7 protein-coding genes are annotated in these 26,619 nt (G+C 73.2%); all 7 read right to left on the bottom strand.

Features of this window, described 5'->3' with window-relative positions:
- Window positions 1-99 precede the first annotated feature (99 nt).
- Window positions 100-843 carry a thioesterase II family protein gene (locus P696_RS0128095; protein WP_026414927.1) on the bottom strand — a complete coding sequence of 248 codons (744 nt, stop codon included), beginning with the start codon at window positions 841-843 and terminating at the stop codon, window positions 100-102.
- Window positions 840-1,487: a GNAT family N-acetyltransferase gene (locus tag P696_RS0128100; RefSeq protein WP_051468274.1), complete on the bottom strand. Its 648-nt coding sequence runs from the start codon at window positions 1,485-1,487 to the stop codon at window positions 840-842. The genes P696_RS0128095 and P696_RS0128100 overlap by 4 nt, the downstream gene beginning before the upstream one ends.
- Window positions 1,480-1,689, bottom strand: coding sequence for an MbtH family protein (locus tag P696_RS0128105; protein WP_026414929.1), 210 nt, complete (start codon window positions 1,687-1,689; stop codon window positions 1,480-1,482). Before P696_RS0128105 ends, P696_RS0128100 begins: the two co-directional genes overlap by 8 nt.
- On the bottom strand, window positions 1,686-5,657 hold the full coding sequence (locus tag P696_RS48680) for a non-ribosomal peptide synthetase (RefSeq protein WP_051468275.1): 3,972 nt from the start codon (window positions 5,655-5,657) through the stop codon (window positions 1,686-1,688). The genes P696_RS0128105 and P696_RS48680 overlap by 4 nt, the downstream gene beginning before the upstream one ends.
- Window positions 5,654-13,366 (bottom strand): non-ribosomal peptide synthetase, encoded by a 7,713-nt coding sequence (locus P696_RS0128115; protein WP_026414930.1) that lies wholly within the window; start codon window positions 13,364-13,366, stop codon window positions 5,654-5,656. Before P696_RS0128115 ends, P696_RS48680 begins: the two co-directional genes overlap by 4 nt.
- Complete coding sequence (locus P696_RS0128120) at window positions 13,366-24,372, bottom strand: non-ribosomal peptide synthetase (protein WP_026414931.1); 11,007 nt, start codon at window positions 24,370-24,372, stop codon at window positions 13,366-13,368. The genes P696_RS0128115 and P696_RS0128120 overlap by 1 nt, the downstream gene beginning before the upstream one ends.
- Before the next feature lie 456 nt (window positions 24,373-24,828).
- Window positions 24,829-26,349, bottom strand: a complete 1,521-nt coding sequence (locus tag P696_RS0128125) for an amino acid adenylation domain-containing protein (RefSeq protein ID WP_026414932.1) — start codon at window positions 26,347-26,349, stop codon at window positions 24,829-24,831.
- Window positions 26,350-26,619 lie beyond the last annotated feature (270 nt).

The raw sequence follows: 26,619 nt of genomic DNA on the forward strand, positions 1-26,619 counted from the left end.
CACACCCCGATCCGTGTCCCCGGTCGGGGTTCCCCGGCCGGACGGTTCCGACCGTCCGGCCGGGGGCTCCTAGTTCAGCGGCCCGGGCTGCCGGCCAGGTCAGTGACCGGACGTGGGGACCTCGAGGCGGCTCAGCAGCTCGCGGACCACCGCGTCGCGCTGCTCCTGGAGGTAGAAGTGGCCGCCGGGCAGCACCTTCAGCGCGAAGTCCCCGGACGTGGACCCGCGCCACTGCGCCGCCTGCTCCACGGACACGTCCTTGTCCTTGTCGCCGACGATCGCGGTGACCGGGACGTCCAGCCGGGGCCCGTCGTCCGGCCGGTACGACTCGACGACCGCGAAGTCGTTGCGGACGTACGGCAGGACGAGTTCGCGCAGCTCAGGGTCCTGCATCGCGGCGACGTCGGTGCCGCCGAGCGCGACGAGCTCGGCCACCACGGCGTCGTCGTCCATCGCGGAGATGCGGCGCCGCTCGCCCCAGTCGTGCGGAGCGCGCGCCCCGGACGCGAAGAAGTGCGCGATCCGCATCCCGCGCTCCCGCATGAGCCGCGCCGTCTCGTAGGCGACCACCGACCCCATGCTGTGCCCGAAGAGGATCGCCGGACGGTCCGCGTGCTGGGCGATGGCCCCGGCGACGAGCCGCGCGAGCCGCCGCGCGTCCGGGATCAGCGCCTCCCCGATCCGGTCGGAGCGTCCGGGGTACTGGACGGCGTGCACCTCGATCGCGGGCCCGACGGCCTCGGCCCAGTCGCGGTAGAACACCGCCGACCCGCCCGCGTGCGGAAAGCAGAACATGCGCAGCGGCGCCCACGGACGCGCGACCGTGCATCGGAACCAGGTCATGGCACGAACTCCTCGACTTCCTCGGGGACGGGGCGGGCCACACGGGGGTCGTTCGGCAGGGGCCAGGGGGCGAGGCGCGGATCGGGGACGGTCTTGGACTCGACGGACTCGGCGGCGACGGTGAAGCCTCGGCTGCGGTAGTTGCCGATCGCGTTGGGGTGGTCGAGCGAGCTGGTGCGCAGCCAGACGCGGGTGGCGGGACCGGCGTGCCCGGCCCAGAGACGCCCGCGCTGCCAGGCGCGGCGCGTGCACTGCTCGACGAGGTAGCCGCCGTAGCGGCGGCCGACGAACGCCGGGGTGAGGCCGACGAGGTGGATCTCGGTGTCGCCGCCGGGCTGCGCCTCGATCTCGAAGTACCCGGCGACGGTGCCCTCGGCCATGACGATCCAGGTGGACAGCTCGGGGCGGTCCACCCAGCGCGTCCAGTCGGCGTGCGTCCAGCCGAACCTGTCGGTCCAGCAGACGCGCGCGCCGACCGCCGCGTACAGCGCGCGGTTGACGTCCGGGGACGGCACCCGCGCGAGGGTGAAGGTCATCTCGACGGACGGGAGCGGGGCGGGACGGAGCGCGTCCGGGTCGCGCATCTCCATCGTCCACTCGGTGACCGCCGGGATCTCGACAGGACCGGGCCCCGGATCAGCCACCCATGGCCTCCACCAGGCCGTTCGGCCGCATGTCGGTCCAGTTCGTCTCGATGAACTCGACGCACGCGGCGCGGCCGTCGGCGGCCTTGGCGATCGTCCAGCCTGCCGGGACCTCGGCGAACGACGGCCAGAGCGAGTACTGCCCCTCGTCGTTGCGCAGGACGAGGAACGTGCCCTCGGGGTCGTCGAACGGGTTGGTCATCGGGCGATCCTTCCGGCCTGGGGATTTGTCAGATTAGCGTGTTGTTTGTCCAGCTCGCTGGCCAGGACCGGCCCCATCACGGCGACCGGGCCGGGCTCCATCAGGGCGTGGTGCCCGGCGTCCACGGGGTGCTCGGCGACGCGTCCGGTCATGACCGCGCCCCAGTGCTCGGCGGGCGCGGGCGCGTCCGCCGGACGGTCCCGGAGCGCGGTGAAGTACAGCAGGTCGCCGCGGTAGGCGCCGGGCTCGTAGGTCTCGGCCTGGCGGATGCCCGCCTGGTAGGCGTGGAAGACCCGGACCAGGTCGTCCTCGCCCAGGGTGGACAGGACGTCGGCGCGCGCGGCGAGCAGCTCCATGATCTTCGGGACGTCGGGCTCGCCGCCCGGGGCGACCGCCTCGGGGTCCATGCCGATCGCGCCGAGCACCTCGGGCAGGACGTCGCGCTCGGCCGAGCCCAGATCCTGGCCGTAATAGGAGTCGATCAGCGCGAGCATCCCGATCTCCTCGCCCTGGGCCTGGAGCAGGCAGGCCATCTCGTAGGCGATGAGGCCGCCGAGCGACCAGCCCGCGAGGTGGTACGGGCCGTGCGGCCGGACGGTCCGGATCAGCTCGACGTAGTCGGCGGCCAGCGAGGCGACGTCGGCGGCCGGTTCCGCGCCGGTGAACACCCGCGACTGGAGTCCGTAGACCGGCTGGTCGGCGGGCAGGTGCGCCTGGAACTGCAGGTAACCCCAGGCCAGGCCGCCCGCCGGGTGGACGAAGAACAGCGGCGGCTTCGTCGCGGTCCCGCCGATCGGCCTGATCGGAAGGAGGGGCTCCAGACCGATGTCGGCGTCGGCGGACGCGCGCCGGACGATCTTCTCCACGGTCTGGTGGGTGAACACGTCGCGCGGGGTCAGCTCGACGCCCGCCTGCCTGGCCCGGCCGACCAGCCGGAGCGCGGTGACGCTGTCGCCGCCGAGGTCGAAGAACGACACGTCCGCGCCGACCTCGTCCAGACCGAGGACGTCGGCGAACACCGCGCAGAGGGTCTTCTCGTCGGCGGTCTCGGGGGCGCGTCCGGCGGCGGCCCCGGCGAGGTCCGGGACGGGCAGGGCGCGGCGGTCGAGCTTGCCGGTCGGCCCGAGGGGCAGGGCGTCGAGCGCGACGATCGCGGACGGCACCATGTGGTCGGGCAGCCGCCGGGCGACCGCGGCGCGCAGGGCGGGCGCGTCGACGGGCGTCCCGGCGGACGGGACGACGTAGGCGACCAGGCGCTTCACGTCGCCGTCCCGGTGAACGAGAACGGCGGCGTGCGCGACGCCGTCCAGTCCGGTCAGGGCGGCCTCGATCTCGCCCAGCTCGATCCGGAAGCCGCGGATCTTCACCTGGAAGTCGGCGCGGTCGACGTACTCGAGGACGCCGTCCTCGCGGCGGCGCATCAGGTCGCCGGTGCGGTACATGCGGGCGCTGGGCGGGCCGAACGGGTCGGCGACCCAGCGCTCGGCGGTCAGGGCGGGCCGGTGCAGGTAACCCCGTCCGGTGCCGGAACCGGCGATGTACGCCTCGCCGGTCACGCCGGATGGTACCGGACGCAACGCCTCGTCCAGCACGTACAGCCGCATGCCGCCCATCGGACGGCCCAGAACAGGCGTGGTCTCGTCCGGGTTCGCGAGTGCCGTCCGCATGTCGGCGTGGGTGGCGTAGGTGGTGCTCTCGGTCGGTCCGTAGACGTGGCCGAGGGCGGTGTCCGGGCAGGCGGCGAGGACCTTCCGCATGGCGGCGACCGAGCCGGACTCGCCGCCGGTCAGCACCTCGCGCAGCCCGGCGAACGCCTCGGGCCGCTCCTCCGCGACCAGGTTGAAAAGGGCCGTCGTGATGAAGAGGCCGGTGACGTCGCAGTCCTTGACCAGGCGTTCGATCTCGGCGGCGTCGACGCGTCCGGGCGGGGCGACCACAGACGTGCCGCCCGCGAGCAGCGGCACCCACAGCTCGTAGGTGGACGCGTCGAACGCGTGCGGCGAGTGGACGAGCACGCGGTCGTGCGCGCCGCTCCGCATCGCGGGGTCGGTGGCGAGGTCCACGACGTTCTGGTGGGTGAGCATCGCGCCCTTGGGCTGCCCGGTCGAGCCGGATGTGAACATCACGTAGGCGAGTTGCTCGGGGTGGACGGCGACGCCGGGATCGGTGTCCGGGCTCGCGGCGAGGTCGGCGGACCGGTCGATGACGATGAGCTCGGCGTCGATGTCCAGGTCCGTGACGCGGTGCAGCATGGCCTGGTCGACCAGGAGGACGGGCGCGCCGACCTCGGCGACCGCCCACGTGATGCGGTCCGCCGGGTAGCTGTGGTGGATCGGCGCGTACGCGCCGCCCGCCTTGAGGATGCCGAGGGTCGCGACGACGACGTCCGCCGACCGTTCGAGGAGCATCGCCACGCGTGTCTCGCGCTCGACGCCACGCGCGCGCAGGAGATGGGCGAGCTGGTTGGCGCGCCGGTTCAGCTCGCCATAGGTGATGCCGCCGTCGGGCGTGCGCAGGGCCTCCCTGTCAGGATCGGCCTCGGCGAGGGCCGCGAAGCGCGCGATGATCGTCTCGGGGACGCGTCCGACCGGCTCCCCCTGCCAGCCTTCGAGGAGCTGCCTGCGCTCGTCGTCGGACAGCACGTCGATGCGGCCCAGCGGGACGTCCGGCTCGTGCGCGACGGCGCGGAGGACGCGTTCCAGCCGGTCCATGATCCGTTCGGCCTGGTCGGCGCTGAACAGGTCGAGGCGGTGGTCGAGCCGCAGCGACAGCCGCTCGCCCGGGACGGCGGCGAGCGCGAGGGGGTAGTGCGACGCGTCGTAGCCGCCGACGCCGTGCAGGGTCAGCCCGCCGAGCTCGGCTCCGGCGGCCTCCGGGTCGAACGGGTAGTTCTCCAGGACGGTCATCGTGTCGAAGAGCGTGCCGATCCCGGACAGCCGCTGGATGTCGGCCAGTCCGAGGTGGTGGTGCGGCAGCAGGTCGGCCTGGCGGCCCTGGAGGTCCGTCAGCGCTTGCGCGATCGTGTCCTGCGGGCTCGCCGTCACGCGGACGGGCAGCGTGTTGATGAACAGGCCGATCATCTGCTCGACGCCCGGCAGGTCCGCCGGACGGCCCGACACCGCCGCGCCGAACGTCACGTCGCCGCGTCCGGTGAGCCGTCCGAGCAGGACGCCCCACGCCAGTTGCAGGACGGTGTTGAGCGTGACGTTGTGCGCGCGGGCCCGGCCCGCGAGCGCCCGCGTCAGCTCCGGGTCGAGTTCGCGGCGGACACGGCCGGGCTCGGCGCCCTCGGGCGGCTCGGGAGCGCCCGGCGCGACGAACGTCGGCTCCTCGATCCCGGCCAGCGCGTCGCGCCAGGCGGCCTCGGCGGCCTCGCGGTCCTGTTTCGCGAGCCACGCGAGGTGGTTCTTGTACGGGGTGACGCGCGGCAGGCCGCTGTCGTCGCCCTTGGTCAGGTACAGCGCGAACAGCTCGGTCTGCAGGATCGGGGTGGACCAGCCGTCCAGCAGGATGTGGTGGTTGGTGAAGATCAGCCGATGGCGGTCGTCCGCCAGCCTGAGCAGGACGAACCGGAGCAGCGGCGGCTTGGCCAGGTCGAACGGCCGCGCGCGCTCGCGGCCCGCGAGGCGGTCGGCCTCGGTCTCGGCGTCCGGGTGCGCGGTGAGGTCGATCTCCTCCCACGGCGTCCGCACCTCGCGGACGATCACCTGGACCGGCGTGCCCTCCTTGCGCTGCCGGAACGCCGCCCGCAGGTTCGCGTGCCGCCGCAGCAGCGTCGCGGCGGCGGCCTTCAGCGCGCCCGTGTCGAGCGCGCCGCGCAGCTCGACCACGGCCTGCGCGGTGTAGACGTCGGCGGACGCGTCGGCGTAGCGGGCGTGGAAGAACAGGCCCTGCTGCAGCGGCGACAGCGGCCAGACGTCCTGGAGCTGCGACGGCTTCTTCGGGGCGGCCCCGGGGACGGCGGTCAATCGAGCTCCAAGTCGGAGAAGTCGTCGAATTCGGCGGCCAGCTCGTCGATCTCGTCCTGGTCGATCTCGATCAGGGACAGGTCGGACGGGGTGAACCCGCCGCCCGCGCCCTCGGTCACGTGGATCACCAGGCCGCGCAGCGCGGCGGTCCAGCGGTCGGCCAGCGCGCGGACGCGGTCCTCCTCGAACAGGCCGCCCGCGTACGTCCAGGTCGCGGACAGGACCGGCCCGGACGGCAGGCCGCGGGTGTGCGCGTTGACCTCGATCGCGTGGACGAGACCGAGCGCGTCGTCCTGGCCCCCGGCGAGCGCGGCGTCGTCGCCGGCGCCCGCGGGCGACCAGTCGGCGTCGCCGTCCTCGGCCGCGGCGACGCGCCCGAGGTAGTTGAAGGCGATCTGCGGCGTCCGGCGGCCTTCACCCGGAGCGGCGAGCAGACCGTGGCCGATGCCGTTGTCGGGGACGCGGCGCAGCTGTTCCTTGACCTTCTTCAGCGCGGTTCCCGCAGCCTCGCCGCCGCTCTCGACCTCGCTCCGGGCGACGTGGCCCGCTTGGCCCGCGTGGCCCGCGACGCCCGCCTCGCCCGCGTCGAGCGCGACGGGGAAGATCGAGGTGAACCAGCCGACCGTCCGGGACAGGTCGACGCCCGGCACGACCTCCTCACGGCCGTGCCCTTCGAGGTCGATGAGGACGGCCGTACGCGGGTCGCCGCGCCAGCCCGCGACGGCGACGGCGAGCGCGGTGAGCAGCACGTCGTTCGCTCGGGCGTGGAACGCGGCCGGAACGTCGGTGAGCAGCGGCCCGGTCACGTCGGCGGGCAGCTCGACGGTGAGGTGCCGGGCCGTGCCGAAGGTGTCGACGGCCGGATCGAGCGCGCGGGCCGCCAGCGCCGGGTCCGGCGTTTCCTCGATCTCCCGCCAGAAGGACGCCTCGGCGGCGCGCCCGGGGTCCGCGGCCTCGGCGACGAGCTTCTGCGCCCAGCGCCGGAAGGAAGTCGGGACGGGTTCCAGGTCGGCTCCGGCCCAGGCCGCGACCAGGTCGGGCAGGACGATGCGCCAGGACACACCGTCCACCACCAGGTGATGGGCCGTGACGAGAAGGCGTCCGCGCCGGTCGGGACCGGCGTCGAGCCAGACCGCCTGAACCATGACGCCGTCTTCGGGTGCCAGCCTGCGGCGGGCGTTCAGCGACTCCTCGCGCAGGATCTCCCTGAGCGCGGCGACGTCCAGCCCTTGGACGTCCACGCGGCGGACGAGCTGCGACGCGTCCGGCACACCGGGCTCGGGCACCTCGAAGTGACCGCCCGCCGTGACGCGGAGGCGGAGCATGTCGTGGTGGTCCAGGACGCGCCGGAGCGCGGCCGTCAGGCGGTCGACGCCGAGGCCGGGCGGGGTGACGAGGAGCATCCGCTGGCTGTAGTCGCCGGTCGGGCCGTGCAGCCCGCCGAACCAGCGCATGATCGGCGTCGGCGGGACGGGCCCGAGCGCCGCGCCGGGCGCCTCGGCCTCGGCCTGCTCGCCTTCCCCGACCGGTTGCGCGACGGCGGCCAGCCCTTCGACGGTCTGGTGCTGGAAGACATCGCGAGGGGAGATGACCAGGCCCTGCTGGCGGGCGCGGGAGACGAGCTGGATGGCGATGATCGAATCGCCGCCGAGGTCGAAGAACCCGTCGTCGATCCCGACCTTCTCCAGGCCGAGAACCTCCGCGAACAGCCCCGCCAGGGTCTCTTCGGCGAGCGTCCGGGGAACGCGGGAGCCGGGCTTGGCCTGGAAGTCGGGTGCGGGGAGCGCCTTGCGGTCGAGCTTGCCGTTGACGGTCAGCGGGAGGGCGTCGAGGGCGACGACGGTCGCCGGGACCATGTAGTCCGGAAGTGTCGCATTGACGAAACGCCGCAGGTCAGAGGCGTCAAGGTCGGTGGCGGGCGTGGACGGGACGGCGTAGGCGATCAGCTTCTCGTCCCGCAGGACAACCGCCGCATCCGCCACGGTCTCGTGACGGACGAGTGCGGACTCGACCTCGCCCAACTCGATGCGGAACCCGCGCAGCTGAACCTGCTGATCGGCGCGGCCGAGGTATTCGAGCGCGCCGTCCTTGCACCAGCGGCCGAGGTCCCCGGTGCGGTACATGCGCGCGCCCGGCTTGCCCGAGAACGGTTCGGCCACGAACCGTTCGGCGGTGAGGCCCGGCCGGTTGAGATAGCCGCGCGCGAGGCCGTCACCCGCGACGTACAGCTCACCGACCACACCCGCCGGAACGGGCTGAAGCCGCTCGTCCAGGACGTATATGCGGAGGTCAGGGATGCCGACACCGATGATGCTGCCGGGAGCGTTGGCGGCGTGGACGCGGTCGAGCGCCATGTACGAGACGTGGACGGTCGTCTCGGTGATCCCGTACATGTTGACCAGCGTCGGAGCGTCGTCGGCGTGACGGCCGTACCAGTCGTCCAGACGTCCGAGTTCGAGCGCTTCGCCACCGAACACGACATACCGGAGTGCCAGATCCGTGCCCGGATTCTCCCGGTCAGCCGCCATGAGCTGGTAGAACGCCGACGGCGTCTGGTTCAGGACGGTGACCTGCTCCGCCGCGAGCAGCCTCAGGAACTCCTCCGGCGAACGCGAAGTCAGATACGGGACCACAACGAGACGACCGCCGTTCAGCAGTGGCCCCCACAGTTCCCACACCGAGAAGTCGAACGCATAGGAGTGGAACAACGTCCACACATCGTCCGGACCGAAGGAGAACCATTCCTCGGTCGAGCGCAGCAAACGTACGACGTTCTGATGCGGAACGACCACGCCCTTCGGCCGTCCCGTCGACCCGGAGGTGTAGATCACGTACGCCGGGTTGTCCGGCGAGATCTCGACGCCTTCGAGGTTCTCCGGCGAGTGGTCGCCTTCGACATCGATGCTGGTCACGGTCAGGATCGGCGCGGCGTCCGAGACCATGTGGGCGATGCGGTCGGCCGGATAGTCCGGATCGATCGGGACGTAGGCGGCGCCCGTCTTCAGGACGGCGAGGACGCCGATGACCAGGTCGGCCGATCGGGGCAGCTTCAGCGCGACGAAGGTCTCCGGGCCCGCGCCCTGCGCGGCCAGGTGCCGGGCGAGGCGGTTCGCCGCCGCATTGACCTCCGCATACGTCCACGAACGCCCCTCGAACGACACCGCCACCGCAGAAGGACAAGCCGCCACCCGCGCCTCGAACAACGCCGGAATCGTCGCCCGCTCAGCGACCGGCGACGAACCGCCCGCCCACGTGCGCAGCAGGGTGCGGCGCTCGGAGCGGTCGAGGATCTCGGCGGTGGAGATCGGCTCGTCCGGGGCGTCCACGACCTCACGCAGGAAGCGCTCGAAGCGGGCGGCGAGTCCAGCTGCCGTGTCGGGGTCGAACAGGTCGAGCGCGTACTCCAGCCCGGCCGCGATCCCGGCCGGGGATCCAGCGTCGTCGGCGAGTTCCTGCAGGTAGAGCGACAGGTCGTACTTGGCGGTGCCGAGTGGGAGGTCCACCGGGCCGCCGGTGAGGCCGTCGAGTTCGAGGGTCGCCTCGGGGTTGTTCTGGAAGGACAGCGCGACCTGGAACAGCGGGTGCCGGGCCATGGAACGCGCCGGGTTCAGCACGTCGACCAAGCGCTCGAACGGGACATCCTGGTGCGCGTACGCCGCGAGGTCGGTCTCCCGCACGCGCGCGATGAGCTCACGGAAGGACGGGTCGCCGGACGTGTCGGTGCGCAGCACGAGCATGTTGACGAACATGCCGACGAGATCGTCCAGGGCTTCGTCCGTGCGGCCCGCGATCGGGGAGCCGATCGGGACGTCCGTCCCGGCGCCGAGACGGGTGAGCAGCGCGGCGAACGCGGCCTGCATGACCATGAACAGGCTCGCGCCCGACTCGCGGGCCAGGCCGAGGAGCGCGCCGTGCAGGCCCGTGTCCAGCTCGAACGTGAACGTGCCGCCCCGGTAGGACGCCTCCGCCGGACGCGGACGGTCCGCCGGAAGCACCAGCTCCTCCGGCAGGCCCTCCAGGGCCTCCTTCCAGAAAGCGATCTGCGAGGCGGCCACCGACGACGCGTCGTCCTCGGAGCCGAGGAGCGAACGCTGCCAAAGCGTGTAGTCCGCGTACTGCACCGGCAGCGGAGCCCACGTCGGCGCGTCCCCGGCGACCCGCGCCACGTACGCGGTCAGGACGTCGCGCGCGAGCGGGGCCATCGACCAGCCGTCACCCGCGATGTGGTGCATGACCAGCAGAACCACGTGCTCGTCGGCGGACAGCCGGAACAGGGCCGCGCGCAGCGGCGGCTCGGCCGACAGGTCGAAGCCCTGGCCGACGACGGATGCCAGGGCGAGCGGCAGGGCGTCCGCGGCGGTCTCGGTGACCGGCAGCCGGGGACGGGCGGCCGACGGGTCCAGGACCAGCTGGCGGGGCGTGCCCGCGACGTCGGGGAAGATCGTCCGCAGCGCCTCGTGGCGGGTCACGACGTCGGCCAGCGCCGCTTCGAGCGCGGACGCGTCGAGCGGGCCGTTCAACCGCAGCGCGACCGGCATGTTGAACGTCGCGGACGGCCCGTCGAACCGGTTGAGGAACCAGAGCCGCTGCTGCGCGTACGACAGCGGAAGCACGTCCGGACGCTCGGCGGGGACCAGCGCCGGACGGGAGGTTCCGGCGGCCGAGGCGAGCCGCGCCGACAGCCCGGCGACGGTCGGGGCCTCGAACAGCGCCCGGACGGGCAGTTCCACGCCGAGCGCCGTCCGGATCCGGCTGACCAGGCGCGTCGCGGTGAGCGAGTCGCCGCCGAGTTCGAAGAACCCGTCGTCCACGCCGATCCGCGCGACGCCGAGGACCTCGGCGAACAGCCCGCACAGGATCTCCTCCTGCGGGGAGCGCGGCGCGCGTCCGGCGCCCGGGGCCGAGGCGTCGGGCTCGGGCAGGGCGCGCTTGTCGACCTTGCCGTTGACGGTCAGCGGCAGCGCGGGCAGGACGGTCAGGGACGGGATCATGTGGTCCGGCAGGTGCGCGGCGGCGTGGCGGCGGAGCGCGGCGGCGTCCACGGTCGCGGGCACGACGTACGCGGCGAGGCGCTTGTCCCCCGAGGCGTCCTCGCGGACGGTCACGACGGCCTGCCCGACTCCGTCGAACCGGGACAGGACGTTCTCGATCTCGCCGAGCTCCACGCGGAAGCCGCGGATCTTCACCTGGTCGTCGGCGCGGCCGAGGAACTCGATCGTGCCGTCCGGGGTCCATCGCGCGAGGTCGCCCGTCCGGTACATGCGCGCGCCCGGCTCGCCTGCGAAGGGGTCGGCCACGAACCGTCCGGCCGTCAGGCCCGGCCGGTTCAGGTATCCGCGCGCGACCTGGACGCCCGCCAGGTACAGCTCGCCGGGGACACCGACCGGGGCGGGCTGGAGCGCCGAGTCGAGCACGTGGGCGCGGGCGCCGGGGTGCGGGCCGCCGACGGTCGGCCGGGCGGCGTCCGCGACGACGACGCTCATGGTGTCGATCGTCGCCTCGGTCGGGCCGTAGAAGTTCCGGACGGTCACGCCGTCGAGCGCGCGCAGGTCGTCCCAGAGCGCGTCGCCGATCGCCTCGCCGCCGATGAGCAGCTGCGTCGGCCGGTGCCCGCCCGCGGAGAGCAGCCCGGCCTCGCGGAGCGACTGGAAATGGGACGGGGTGGTGTTGACCAGGTCGATCCGGCGGGACGCGATGTAAGCCGCGAACGCCTCCACGTCGCGCCGGACGCCGTCGCCGATCAGGTGCAGCTCGTGGCCGTGGATCATCCACAGCAGGCCCATCCACGAGGTGTCGAACGAGAACGACGCGAGGTGCGCGAACCGCAGCCGCCGACCTGCGCCCGCCTCGGCCTCCACGGGCTCGAAGAACCGGACGCGGTGCGCGTCGTAGTAGTTCAGCAGGCCCGCGTACGGGACGACGACGCCCTTGGGACGTCCCGTCGAGCCGGACGTGTAGATCACGTACGCCGAGTTCTCCGGCGACACCGTCCGGGCGGGGTCCGTCGCGGGCCGGTCCGCGGCGAACGCCTCGTGCGCGGGCGTGAGGGAGAGGGCCGGGTTCGCGTCCTCCAGCATGGACGCGATGCGGTCGTCCGGGTATTCGGGATCGACCGGGACGTAGGCCGCGCCCGCCTTCAGGACGCCGAGGATCGCGACGACGATCTCGGGCGTCCGGGGCAGGACGAGCGCGACGCGGTCCTCCGGGCCGACGCCACGGGCGATCAGCTCGTGCGCGAGGCGGTTCGCGCGGCCGTTCAGCTCCGCGTAGGTGAGGGTCGTGTCGCCGCTGACCAGCGCGACCGCGTCCGGGGTGCGGGCGGCCCGCGCCTCGAAGAGGTCGATGACCGTGCCCGGGCGCGGCGTCACGGACGTGTCGTTCCAGGCGGCGAAGCGGGCCAGCTCGTCGTCCCTGGCGGGGGCGAGCGCGCCGATCGGGCGGTCCGGGTCGTCCGCGAACCGCTCCAGGACGCGCCGGACCCGTCCGAGCAGCGCCTCCGCGACGTCCCGCGTGTACACGTCGGGACGGTGGTTCAGGCGCAGCTCCATGCGGTCGGGGCCGGGCGCGGCGACCAGCGAGAGGGGGAAGTGCGTCGCGTCGTAGGCGTCCGCGCCGGTGATCCGGACGCCGTTCAGCGAGCCGTCCATGCTCGCCGGGTCGAACGGGTAGTTCTCCAGCACCGTCATGGTGTCGAAGAACGCGCCGCCGTGCCCGGCCGCCCGCTGGATGTCGGTGAGGCCGAGGTGGTGGTGCGGGAGCAGCTCGGTCTGCTCCTCCTGGAGCCGCTCGACGAGCGCGCCGAACGGCTCGTCCTGGCGGAACCGGACGCGGACCGGCAGCGTGTTGATGAACAGGCCGATCATCTGCTCGACGCCCGGCAGGTCCGCCGGACGCCCCGAGACGGTCGCGCCGAACGCCACGTCGTCGCGGCCGAGCATCCGCCCGAGGACGATCCCCCACGCGGCCTGAAGGACGGTGTTGAGCGTGGCGTTGTGGCGGCGCGCGACCCGCGTCAGCCTCCGCGTGAAGCGTTCCTCCAGCTCGGTGACCACGCGGCCGGGCGGGACGGGCCGGAGCCCGGCGGCCTCCGACGCGACCAGGCACGGCTCGTCCAGGCCGGACAGCGCCTTCTGCCAGGCGACCTCGGCGGCGCCGCGGTCCTGTTTCGCGAGCCAGGCGAGGTAGTTCTTGTACGGGGTGACGCGTGGCAGGCCGCTGTCGTCACCGCCCTGCAGGTACAGCAGGAACAGCTCGGTCGCGAGGACGGGCGTGGACCAGCCGTCCAGCAGGATGTGGTGGTTCGTCAGGATCAGCCGGTGCCGCTCCGGTCCGCGCCGCACCAGGACGAACCGCAGCAGGGGCGGCTCGGTCAGCGTGAACGGCCGCGACCGCTCGCGGGCGACGACCGCGTCCGCCTCGGCGTCGTCGGCCGCGTCGATGTCCTCCCACGGCAGGTCGACCGAGCGCGGGACGACCTGGACGGGCTTGGACAGGTCCTCGTGCCAGAACGCGGCGCGCAGGTTCGCGTGGCGGCGCAGCAGCGCCTCGGCGGACCGGCGCAGCACGGCCGCGTCGAGCGGTCCGTCCAGGTCCAGGACGAGCTGCGCCGTGTACACGTCGGCCGCGGCGTCGTCGAAGACGGCGTGGAAGAAGAACCCCTGCTGCAGCGGCGACAGCGGCAGGATGTCCTCGAGGTCCCCCCGGTTCACTACCTGTTCCTCCACGCGTCCTGCAGCTTGTCGATCTCGTTCTGGTCCAGGTCCACCAGCAGGTCGGACGTGGTGAACCCGCCCGCCTCGCCCGACGCCGCGTGCGCGACCAGGCCGCGCAGCGCCGCGAACCAGGCCGTGGCGAGGTCGCGGACGTCGTCCTCGGCGAGCAGGCCGTCCGGGAACGACCAGACGGCGGTCAGCTCCGGCCCGGACGGCAGGTCGCGGGTCACGGCGTTGACCTCCAGGACGTGCGCCATCGGCATGCGCGGGTCCTCCCCGGCGGGCAGCTCCTCGGGCGCGATCTCCCAGTCGCCGTCGCCTCCCGCGCCGACGCGGCCCAGGTAGTTGAACGCGATCTGCGCGGCCGGGATCTCGGCGAGTTCGGCGGCGGCGTCCCCGTCACCGCAGTGACGCAGCAGGCCGTATCCGAGTCCGCCGCCGCCGGGGACCGCGCGGAGCTGCTCCTTCACCTTCTTCAACGCCGTCCCGACGACCGGCCCGCCGCTCTCGACCTCGGCCCAGTCGGTCGTGCCCGGGTCGAGCCGGACGGGGTGGATCGCGGTGAACCAGCCCGCCGTCCGGGACAGGTCGACGCCGGGCACGACGTCCTCGCGGCCGTGCCCTTCGAGGTCGACGAGGACGCCGCCGGTCGTGCGTCCGCCACGTCCCTTGCGCCAGTGCGTGACGGCCAGCGCGAGCCCGGTCAGCAGGACGTCGTTCACGCGGCCGTGGTAGGCGGCGGGAACGTCGCTGAGCAGCGACTTCGTCACCTCCGCGGGCAGCGTCAGCCGGACCGAGGCGGCCCGTGCGGCGATGTCAACGCGCGGGTCGAGCGGACGGTCGGCGAGGTCCTGCCTGGGGCCGTCGACGATGTCGAGCCAGTCGTCCAGGTCGCCGGTGACGGCCGTGTCGGACGCCGCGCCGGTCAGCTTCTGCGCCCAGCGCCGGAAGGAGGTGGGGACGGGTTCGAGGTCGGCTCCGGCCCAGGCCGCGACCAGGTCGGGCAGGACGATGCGCCAGGACACGCCGTCCACGACCAGGTGGTGCAGGACGACCAGGAGCCGTCCGCGCTCCTCGCCCGCGTCCAGCCAGACGATCCGCGCGACCTCGCCGCGCGTGGGGTCGAGGGCGGTGCGAGCTGCGGCCACCTGGTCGGCGACGACCTGCCGGAGCTTGTCGGCGTCCAGGCCCGCGACGTCCACGCGGGTCACCAGGCCGTCCGCCTTCACGCTTCCGGCGTCCCGGACGACCGGCCGCCACTGGTCGCCGTCCACGTCGAGCGTGAGGCGCAGCATGTCGTGGTGGTCCAGGACCTTCTGGAACGCCTCGGTGAGGCCGCCGAGCGCGAGGCCGGGCGGGGTGATCAGCAGCGTGGCCTGGTGGAATCCGGAGATCAGCGCGGCGTCGCCGCCGACGCGCTCGCGCAGCCACCCGACGACCGGCGTCACCGGGACCGGCCCGGTTCCCGTACCGGGCTCCTCGATCTCGACGCGCTCGTCCTCGCCGACCGGTTGCGCGACGGCCGCCAGCTCCGCGACGGTCTGGTGCTGGAAGACGTCGCGGGGGGAGATGACGAGCCCTTGCTGGCGGGCGCGGGAGACGAGCTGGATGGCGATGATCGAGTCGCCGCCGAGATCGAAGAACCCGTCATCGATCCCGACGTGCTGGAGGCCGAGAACCTCGGCGTACAGCCCGGCCAAGGTCTCCTCCTCGGGCGTCCGGGCGACGCGGGAATCGGCCTTGGCCTGGAAGTCGGGGTTCGGCAGTGCCTTGCGGTCGAGCTTGCCGTTGACGGTCAGCGGGAGGGCGTCGAGAGCGACGACGGTCGCCGGGACCATGTAGTCCGGGAGTGTCGCATTGACGAAACGCCGCAGGTCAGAAGCATCAAGCTCGGTGCCTAGCGTGGACGGGACGGCGTAGGCGATCAGCTTCTCGTCCCGCAGAACGACCGCCGCATCCGCGACCGTCTCGTGCCGGACGAGTGCGGACTCGACCTCGCCCAACTCGATCCGGAACCCGCGCAACTGAACCTGCTGGTCGAAACGACCCAGGTACTCGAGGCGGCCATCGCTCAGCCAACGGCCGAGGTCGCCCGTCCGGTACATGCGCGCGCCGGGCTCGCCGCCGAACGGGTCGGCCACGAACCGCTCAGCCGTCAGGCCCGGCCGGTTCAGGTATCCGCGCGCCAGGCCGTCACCCGCGACGTACAGCTCACCGACCACACCCGCCGGAACGGGCTGAAGCCGCTCGTCCAGCACATATATGCGCAGGTCAGGGATGCCGACACCGATCACGCTGCCAGGCGCGGTCGCCGCATAGGTCCGGTCGAGCGCGACATAGGAGACATGAACGGTGGTCTCGGTGATCCCGTACATGTTGACCAGCGTCGGCGCATCCTCAGCGTGACCGCTGTACCAGTCGTCCAGACGCCCGAGTTCGAGCGCTTCGCCGCCGAACACGACATACCGGAGTGCCAGATCCGAGCCCGGATTCTCCCGGTCGGCAGCCATGAGCTGATAGAACGCCGACGGCGTCTGATTCAGCACCGTGACCTGCTCCGCCGCCAACAGCTTCAAGAACTCGTCCGGCGACCGCGAGGTCAGATACGGAACAACGACGAGACGACCGCCGTTCAGCAGCGGCCCCCACAGCTCCCACACCGAGAAGTCGAACGCATAAGAGTGGAACAACGTCCACACGTCGTCCGGACCGAAGGAGAACCAGGGCTCAGTGGAACGCAGCAAACGCACGACGTTCTGATGCGGGACGACGACGCCCTTCGGCCGTCCCGTCGACCCGGACGTGTAGATCACGTACGCCGGATGGTCCGGCGAGATCTCGACGCCTTCGAGATTCTCCGACGAGTAGTCGCCTTCGACATCGATGCTGGTCAGCGTGAGGACGGGCGCGGAGTCCTCGATCATGTAGGCGATGCGGTCGGCCGGATAGTCCGGATCGATCGGGACGTACGCCGCGCCCGCTTTCAGGACGGCCAGGACAGCGATCACCATCTCGGCCGAACGCGGAAGTGACAGCGCGACGTTCTGCTCCGGCCTGACGCCCTGCGCGACGAGGTGCCGGGCAAGCCGGTTCGCCGCCGCGTTCACTTCGGCATACGTCCACGAACGCCCCTCGAACGACACCGCCACCGCAGAAGGACGAGCCGCGACCTGCGCCTCGAACAACGCCGGAATCGTCGCCCGCTCGGCGACCGGCGACGAACCGCCCGCCCAGTCGTCCAGGATCGTGGCGCGCTCGGCCGGGTCGAGTACCTCGACCTCGCCGACGCGGGCGTCCGGCGACGTGAGCAGCGCGGTGAGGAAGCGTTCGAAGCGGGCGGCGATGCCGGCGGCGGTCGCCGGGTCGAACAGGTCGAGGGCGAACTCCAGCTCCCCGTCCAGCCCGGCCGGGGAGCCGTCCGCGCCGGTCCTCTCGGTCAGGACCATGAGCAGGTCGAACCGGGCGACTCCGGCGTTCAGCGTCTCGGGCTCGGCGGTGAAACCGGGCAGTTCGAGCCGCGCCTCAGGGTTGTTCTGGAAGGTGAGGCCGACCTGGAACAGAGGGTGGCGGCCCAGGTGGCGCGGCGGGTTCAGCACCTCCACGAGCCGTTCGAACGGGACGTCCTGGTGCGCGTACGCCGCGAGGTCGGTCTCCCGCACGCGCGCGATCAGCTCGCGGAACGTCGGGTTCCTGGACGTGTCGGTCCGGAAGACCAGGATGTTCACGAACATGCCGACCAGGTCGTCCAGGGCCTCGTCGGTGCGGCCCGCGATCGGGGAGCCGATCGGGACGTCCGTCCCGGCGCCGAGGCGGGTGAGCAGCGCGGCGAACGCGGCCTGGGTGACCATGAAGGGGCTCGCGCCGGTCTCGCGGGCGACCGCGAGCAGGGCCTCGTGCGTGGCGGGCGGCAGCGTGAAGCGGGTCATCCCGCCCCGGTAGGACGCTTCCACCGGACGCGGACGATCGGCCGGAAGCGCCAGCTCCTCCGGAAGACCGTCCAGAGCCCCCTTCCAGAACGCGATCTGCGAAGCCACCAGCGACGACGCGTCATCCTCGGAACCGAGAAGCGAACGCTGCCAAAGCGTGTAGTCCGCATACTGCACCGGCAGCGGAGCCCACTGCGGCGCGTCCCCGGAGACCCGCGCCGCATAGGCGGCCAGCAGGTCACGCGCCAGTGGAGCGAGCGACCAGCCGTCACAGGCGACATGGTGCATCAGCAGCAGCACGACGTGCTCGTCAGCGGACAGCCGGAACAGGGACGTCCGCAGCGGCGGCTCGGCGGTGATGTCGAACAGGTACCCGGCGGCCATCGCCAGCCGCATCGGCAGCTCGGCCTCGCTCGTCTCCACGACCGACAGCTCGGGCGTCGCGACCTCCAGCGGCAGAACGTGCTGGTGAGGAACACCGTCGACGTCCGGCAGGACGGTCCGGAGCGACTCGTGGCGGGCGACGACGTCGGAGAGCGCGGCGCGCAGCGCGGACTCGTCCAGCGCCCCGCGGATCCGCAGCGCGAGCGGCATCTTGTACGTCGAGGACGGCCCCTCGAACCGGTTGAGGAACCACAACCGCTGCTGCCCGTAGGAGAGGGGCACGGCCGCGGGCCGCTCGCGCCGGACCAGCGCGGGCTGCGCGGGCCGCGCGGCCTCGACACCCGTCAGGGCGGCGATCCGGGCGGCGAGCGCGGCGACGGTCGGGGCCTCGAACAGCGCCCGCACGGGCAGCTCGACGTCCAGGGTCCGCCGGACCCGGCTGACGACGCGCATCGCGATCAGCGAGTCGCCGCCGAGGTCGAAGAAGTCGTCGTCGATCCCGGCGCGGTCCACGCCGAGCAGCTCGGCGAAGATCGCCGCGACGGCGGTCTCGCGGCCGTCGCGCGGCGCGCGGTACTCGCGCAGCGGGACGGTCAGCACCGGCTTGGGCAGCGCCTTGGTGTCGACCTTGCCGTTCGGGGTGAGCGGCAGCTCGTCCATGATCACGACGGCGGCCGGGACCATCGGCTCGGGCAGGTGCTCGCGGACGTGCGCGCGCAGCTCCTCCGGGTCGAGGGTCGCGCCGGGCGCGGGGACGACGTACGCGACGAGCTTCCTGACGGGCGCGACCGCCGAGCGGGCCGCCGCGGCGAGCGTCGCGGACGGATCCTGCGCGGCGAGCGTCGCGAACGCCTCGCGCAGCGCGTCCGCGTCGTCGCCGGACAGGTCGAGCGTCCCGACCAGGGCGTCCGGCGTCTCCGTCAGCGCCCGGACGATCCCGACGAGCTGCGCCACGAGCCGGTCGGCCACGGAACGGTCGAACACGTCCGTCCGGTAGCCGAGCCTGAGCTGCAGCTCGGCGCCCGGGACGGCGTCGAGCGTCAGCGGGTAGTGCGTGGAGTCGAGCAGGTCGGCGCCCGCGAGCCGCGTCCCCGCGCCGATCTCGGCCCCGAGCAGCGACGCGTCGAGCGGGTAGTTCTCGAACACCGTCATCGTGTCGAAGAGCGCGGGCACCCCGGCGAGCCGGTGCAGGTCGCCGAGCCCGTGGTGGTGGAACGGGATCAGCTCGGCCTGCTCGCCCTGCAAACGCGCGAGCAGCGCGGCGGCGGGTTCGGCGGCGTCCAGCCGGACGCGGACGGGCAGCGTGTTGATGAACAGCCCGACCATCCGGTCGACGCCGCACACGTCCATCGGACGGCCCGACACGGTCGCGCCGAAGACCACGTCGTCGCGTCCGAGAAGGCGGGCGAGCAGCAGGCCCCAGGCGCCCTGGACGACGGTGTTGGCGGTGACCCCGAGGCGGCGCGCGGTCGCGGTCACCGAGTCGGAGAGTTCGGCGCCGAGCGGGACGCGGACCTTCTCCGGGAGGCCGGGAGGGGCGTCCGGCGTTCCGGGCGCGACGAGCGTCCCGCCAGGCAGGTCGGCGAGGGCCCTGCTCCAGGCGGCGTCGGCGTCGGCGCGGTCCTGCCGGGTGAGCCAGCCGAGGTAGTCCTTGTAGTCGGGCGCGCGCGGCGGAAGCTGGCCGTTGTAGAGGGCGAGCAGCTCGGCCGCGAGGGACGGCATCGACCAGCCGTCCAGGACGATGTGGTGGAAGGTCAGCAGCAGCCGGTACCGGCGCTCCCCCAGCGTGACCAGCGTGAACCGCAGGAACGGCGGCCGGGTGAGGTCGAACCGGCGGGTCCGCTCGGCCTCCATGAGCGCGGGCAGCGCGTCCTCGTCCGCGTGGACCTCGCGCCACAGCTCGTCGCACGGCGGCGCGCCGAGGACGGCCTGGACCGGGTCGCCCGCCACGGTCTGGGTGAACGCCGTGCGCAGCGACGGGTGCCGTGCGGGAAGCTCGAACGCGGCGTCCCGCAGGAGCGCGACGTCCAGGTCGCCGTCGAAGTCCAGGACGAGCTGACCGGTGTAGACGTCGGTCGCGGACGCGTCGAGCAGCGCGTGGAAGTACAGGCCCTGCTGGAGCGGCGCGAGCGGCCAGACGTCGGTGAGGTCGGGGAACGTCCGGTCGAGGTCGGTGACGTCGGCGCGGTCCAGGGCGACGAGCGGGAAGTCGGACGGGCTGTGACCGGCGTCCCCGGCGGCGGCGAGGTCGCGGAGCGCGGTGAACCAGGCGGACGCGAGTTCGCGCACGTCCGCCTCGCTCAGCACACCGTCCGCCCAGGTCCAGGTGACCGACATCTCGCCGAACGCGGCCGGGACGATCGCGTCGATCGCCAGGGCGTGGCCGAGCGGCATCGCGTCGTCCGCGCCGCCGGACACCGCCGACACGCTCCAGTCGCCGTCGCCGGTCTCCATCCGGCCGAGGTAGTTGAAGACGATCTCCGGGACGGGCAGCGCGGCGAGCTCCGCGCCCGCGTCCGCGTCGAGGTGGCGGAGCAGGCCGAAGCCGATGCCGTTGTCCGGGATCGCGCGCAGCCGCTCCTTGGTCTCGCGCAGGTCGGCGGACGCGTCGAGCCGCACCGGGTGCTTGCTGGTGAACCAGCCGACCGTCCGGGACAGGTCGACGCCGGGGAACAGGTCCTCGCGGCCGTGCCCCTCGATGTCGACCAGGACGGGGCTGGCGTCGCCGCGCCAGGCGGCGACGGCGCGGGCGAGGCCGGTGAGCAGCACGTCGGTCGGACGCCCGTGGATCGCGGCGGGCACGGTCGTCAGGACGGCGCGCGTGGTCGCCGCGTCCAGCTCGACGGTGAGGGAGCGCGCGGCTCCGTGCGTGTCGCGGGCGGGGTCGAGCGGCCGGGCGCCGAGCGGGACGTCCGGGCCGCGGAGGATCTCGCGCCACAGCGGCAGCTCGCCGGTGCGGGCGGCGGCCTCGGCGGGGAGGCGGAGGGCCCAGTCGCGGAACGGCGTCCCGGCGGGTTCGAGGTCGGCCCCGGCCCAGGCGGTGACGAGGTCGGGCAGCAGGACGCGCCAGGACACGCCGTCCACGACCAGGTGGTGGACGACGACGAGGAGTCGGCCCGGGGCGTCCCCGGCGTCCAGCCAGACGAGCTGCACGTTCACGCCGGACGCCGGGTCGAGCCGGTCGCGGGCGGCGGTCAGCTCGGCGGCGGCGGCCTCGTCGGCGTCGCGGCCCCCGACGTCCACGCGGCGGACGAGCGCGGCGGCGTCCGGCGCCTCGGCGGGGATCGCCAGGGAACCGTCGGTGGCGAGCGTCATCCGCAGCGCGTCGTGCTCGGCGAGCAGGACGCCGAGCGCCCGCGCGAGCGCGTCCGCGCCCAGCCGGGGCGGTGTCCGCAGCAGGACGCTCTGGTGGAACCCGGAGACCGGGCCGCCGCGTTCCCGCAGCCAGTGCACGATCGGCGTCGCCGGGACGTCGCCGACCGGGTCGGCGAGCTCGGCGGCGGCCGTGTCCGCGACGGTCGCGACGGCGGCCAGCTCGCTCACGGTCGGCCGCTGGAACACCTCGCGCGGGGACAGCGCGAGCCCGGCGGCGCGGGCGCGCGACACCAGCCGCATCGCGATGATCGAGTCGCCGCCGAGGTCGAAGAACCCGTCGTCCAGGCCGACCCGCTCCACCTCCAGGACCTCGGCGAACAGCCGGGCCAGCGTGGTCTCGGCCTCGGTGCGCGGCGCGCGGAACGGACGGTCGGCCGTGGCCGGGTCGGGCGCGGGCAGCGCCCGCACATCGAGCTTGCCGTTGCCGGTGAGCGGCAGCGTCGGCACCACCAGGACGGCGGACGGCACCATGTACTCGGGCAGCGTGTCCAGGAGGAACCGCCGCAGCCCGGCCGGGTCGGGCGCGGTGTCCCGCGCGGCGACGACGTAGCCGACCAGGCGCCTGACGCCGGGCTTGTCCTCGCGGGCGACGACGGCGGTGTGCGCGACGTCCGGGTGCCGCGAGAGCGCGGCCTCGACCTCGCCCAGCTCGATCCGGAACCCTCGGATCTTGACCTGCTGGTCGGCGCGGCCCACGTACTCCAGCGTGCGGAGTCCGCCGCGCGCGTCCTCGGCCGGAAGGAGCCGGACGAGGTCGCCCGTGCGGTACATGCGCTCACCGGGCGGCCCGAACGGGCAGGCGACGAACGCGGCGGCAGTCAGTCCGGGCCGGTTCACGTAACCGCGCGCGACGCCCGCGCCCGCCACGTACAACTCGCCGGGCACGCCGACCGGGACAGGGCGCAGCGCCTCGTCCAGCACGTACAGGCGGGTGTCGTCGAGCGCCGAGCCGATCGGGACGGACGGGTCGTCCGCCGCGACCCCGCCGCGTGCCGCGAACAGGGTCGTGTAGGTCGTGACCTCGGTCGGGCCATAGACGTTGAGGACGGCGGTGTCCGGGCAGGCGGCGAGCACGCGCGCGACGGCCGACGCCGACGCGGCCTCGCCGCCGAAGTCGACCGCGCGCAGCGGCGCGAACACGGCCGGCCGCTCGGCCGCGACCAGGTTGAACAGGGACGTCGTCGCGAAGACGTGCGTGAGGCCCGCGTCCGCGATCACCCGCTCCAGGACCTCGGCGTCGATCATGCCGGGCGGGGCGACGACGATGGTCGCGCCCGCGAGCAGCGGACGCCACAGCTCCAGCGTGGACGCGTCGAACGCGTGGGCCGAGTGCAGCAGCATCCGGTCGCCGGGCTCGAGCCGGACGCGGGAGTCGGTGACGAAGTCGACCACGGCCCGGTGGCTGATCCCGACACCCTTGGGCAGGCCGGTGGAGCCGGACGTGAAGATCCCGTACGCGAGCTGCTCCGGATGGACGTCCGCGAACGCGACCGGCGGCGCGGGCTCCGCACCCGGCGCGTCCACAGCGCCCGCATCCGGTTCGCCCACAGTGCCCGGTTCGTCCACGACGAGGAGGGTGACCCCGCCCTGCGGCGCGTCCGCGAGCCAGGGGTTGCGCTCCACCATCGCGCGGTCGGTGACCAGCACGGACGCGCCGACGTCGCGCATCAGCCACGCCACCCGGTCCGCCGGGTAGGAGTGGTGGACGGGCACGTAGTGGCCCCCGGCCTTCAGGACGGCCAGGGACGACACGACGACGTCGGGCGACCGCTCCAGCAGCGTCGCGACCGGCGTCTCGGGGCCGACGCCAAGCGCGGCGAGGCGGTGGGCGAGGCGGTCGGCGCGGGCGTCCAGCTCCGCGTAGGTGAGGCGGAGCGCGCCGTCCGCGGTCTCCAGCGCGGGCGCGTCCGGCGTCGCGGCGACGCGCTCGGCGAACACCCCGGTGACGGTCGCGGCGGGGCGTCCGGACCGGGCGCCGTTCCACCCGGTCAGGACCTCGGCGGTCTCCTCGTCCGACAGCAGCGGCAGGTCGCCGATCCTGGTCGCGGGGTCGGCCTCGGCCAGCGTCCGCAGGAACCGGACGTGCCGCTCGTGGTGCGCGGCGATCTCCTCGCGGGAGTACAGCGCGGGGTGGCCGTCCAGGTCGAGGCGGGTGCCGCGGCCGTCCAGGCCGTCGTAGATGTTGAACGCGAGGTCCTCGGTGAGGCCGAGCGCGAGGGCGTGCGCGGTGGCGCGGCTGCCGCCGAAGTCCGCGCTGTAGTCGAACGGCATGATGTTGACGATCGCGCCGTACAGCCGCCGCCCGTCGGCGAGCAGGCCGAGGTCGCGGCGCAGGTCCTCGACGCGGTAGCGCTGGTGCCGCAGCGCGCGGGCGGTCGCCCGGGACACCGCGCGGGTCAGCGCCTCGATGGTCAGGTCCGGGTCGACGGTGATCCGCAGCGGCACGATGTTGGACATCATCGTCGGGGTCGTCCGGGCCAGCTCGGTGGTGCGGCCGGTGACGGCGAGGCCGAGCACGACCTCCTCCGAGCCGGTGACGCGGGCCATGTAGGCGGCGGTCGCGGCGATCGCCATGCCGGGCGTGGCGGTGCGCAGGCGGCGCGCGGCGGCGGCCAGCCCGGCGCTCTCCTCACCGGCCAGCGTGGTCGTGGCGCGCACGAAGTCCATGGTCGGCGGCACGGTCCGCGCGGTGAAGGTGACGATCTCGGGGAGGTCGGCGAACCGCTCGGTCCAGTACTCGCGGTCCTTGGCGAACCGGCCGGACGCGCGGTACCCGGCCTCCTCGGCCAGCAGCGCCCGGAAGTCGCCGCGCTCCTGCGGCTCGTACTCGCCGCCCTCGGCGAGCCGGGTGTAGAGCTCGGCCATGCCCGCGTTGACCATCGCCCCGGCGAAACCGTCCACCGCGATGTGGTGCGCGCGCAGGTACCAGCGGTGCAGTTCGGGGCCGAGGCGCAGGACCCGCATCGTGTAGAGCCGGTCGCCGTACAGGTCCATGGGGGTGGCCATGTCGGCGCGGATCCAGGCGTCGGCGGCGGCGCGCGGGTCGGGTTCGGCCGAGAAGTCGAGCGTGGGGATGTGCGCGTCGGAGACGGCGCCGAGTTCCTGGAACGGGACCCCGTCGCGTTCGACGAGCCGGATCTGCAGGCTCGGCACCTCGTGGTTGGCGAGCGTCGCGATGCGGTCGAACAGCTCCGGCCTGAGCGGCCCCTCGATCTCGATGTACTGCGCGATGCAGATCGGCACCTCGGGGTAGAGCTGCTGGGCGTACCAGACACTCTGCTGGGCGGCCGAAAGAGGGACGGACTCGGAGGGCGACATCAAGTGGAACTTTCCCGGTCGAAGGGGGTCGGCGCTCCCGGTGCGGCACGGACGCCACGCCCATGCCGGGAAGCCACGCGAAATGCGAAAAGCGATGAACACGAAAACCGTCGGGTTGCGCTCATCCCCTTTCCCCGAGCCCTTCGTAAGGTCTCGCCCGGCCGTGCGCCCGGCCGTTGCGGAACACGCACGTCACCGAGGGTTCCCGGCCGCGTGTCGGACGGGAGCGCCGCTGCTTTCGCCCGGTGCCGAGGTTCCCTCGACCCGCACCTCTACTCAGGAGTAGCAGGGGCTCAGTTAACCAGCCCGTCACATGCCCCGCAATCCCCCCGAAAGTAGAACTTGACCTCTGAAATCACTAACGAAGGTGACAAATCTCGGCACCTGAACGTTCGCCGTGCGGACACGGACGCGCAGGATGTGACAATGCCCCACGACCGAAACGACCCGAACTGACTACTCGGCGTGACCGAACTCGTGGACCACGACGGCCGCCGCGCCGACCCCCGGATGCCGCTGCAGCACCGCCTCGATCTCGCCCAGCTCCATCCGCACCCCGGCGATCTTGACCTGACGGTCGACCCGGCCGAGGTACTGCAGGACGGGCCGGTCCTCGCCGCCCGCGCCGGCGGGCAGCAGCCGGACGGCGTCGCCGGTCCGGTAGAGGCGGCCGGTGGGCGAGCTCTCGAACGGGTCCTGGAAGAACGCGGCGCGGGTGCGGTCGGGGTCGCCGAGGTAGCCGCGCCCGACGCAGATCCCGCCGACGAACAGTTCCCCCACCTCGTCCACGTCGCACGCCGCCCACGCGCCGTCCTCGGTGCCGCGCAGCACGTACAGCCGCGAGTTCACGATCGGCGACCCGATCGGCAGGCGGAGAAGCTCCAGGTCAGGGGCCGTGACGGAGTGGTGGGTGACGTCGTCGGAGCACTCGGTCGGCCCGTAGGCGTTGAGCAGCCCGGCGTGCGGCATCGCCTCCAGCCAGCGCCGGGACAACTCGGCGGGCAGCTCCTCGCCGGTCGCGATCATCCAGCGCAGCCCGCCGAGCGAGCCCGCGGGCGCGTCGGGCAGGTCGTCCAGCAGGTGCCGGACCATGGTCGGCACCAGCTCCACGACCGTGATGCCCCGGTCGTCCACGGCGCGCGCGAAGGCGACCTGGTCGTGCGCCACCTCGTCGGGGACGATCTCGACCCGGCCGCCCAGCAGCAGCGGGCAGACCATCTGCCAGACCGAGATGTCGAAGCCCAGCGGCGAGGTCATCGCGAGCACGTCGTCCCCGGTCATGCCCAGGTCGACGATCTTGGCCCAGAGGTGGTTGACCATCCCCCGGTGCTCCACGACCGCGCCCTTGGGCCTGCCCGTGGACCCCGAGGTGAACAAGACGTACCGGGGCTGGTCGAGCGACTCCAGCCGCGCCTCCCCCCGCCACGGCTCACACTCCCGCGCCCCGCTCGCCGGGACGATGCGGCAGCCCGCGGCCTCCGCGCCCTCGCGCAGCGCGGCGGGCACCTCGCCCTCGTCCTCCACGGTGATCAGCAGCGCCGCGCCCGCCTGGTCCAGGACGTCCCGGACGCGCCCGGCCGGCCAGCTCCCGTCGGCGGGCACGTACAAGGCCCCCACCAGCTCCAACGCCAGGAAAGCGGCCAGCACCTCGATGCGCCGCTCGCCGCCCACGCCGACGACCGTGCCCGGCTCTACACCCTCGCGCTCCAGCAGGGTGGCGAACCGCCGCGCCTCGACGGCCAGCTCCGCGTAGCTGAGCTGGCGGCGTCCGTCGGCCACCGCCGGACGGTCGCGCTCCGCGGCGAACCGCTCCACCCGGGCGATCACCGGCGCGTCGATGTCCAGGCCCCTGTCACGGACCATGCCGTGCCGCGCGGCCAGCTCGCGGGCGCGCGCGATCTCAGCGGACGGGACGTCCAGCACCGGCAGCGCCTCGACCGGCAGCAGGCGGTCGCGGACCGGCAGCCCAGCGTTCATCGTCACCCTCCGTGATGTGGTGGCGCTCACCCGTCATCACCGGATAATCCGCCTGTTCGGACCCGGTTCGCAGCGCGGGAGAAGCTTATGTCCGGCCCCGGCCAGTCCTGCCGGGTTTCTGTCGGATATCCACCCTACCGGCCGGTAAGCCGGGGGTTGCGGGAGAACATGCTGCTAGGTACCGTGATGATCGGCCACGGTTCGACCAGATGATCGCGGCACAGTTCGGAGAAGCTGGAGAACGGCCGGAAATTGCGTTCGAGCCATTCG

The organism is Actinomadura oligospora ATCC 43269, from assembly GCF_000518265.1.
Lineage (GTDB): Bacteria > Actinomycetota > Actinomycetes > Streptosporangiales > Streptosporangiaceae > Spirillospora > Spirillospora oligospora.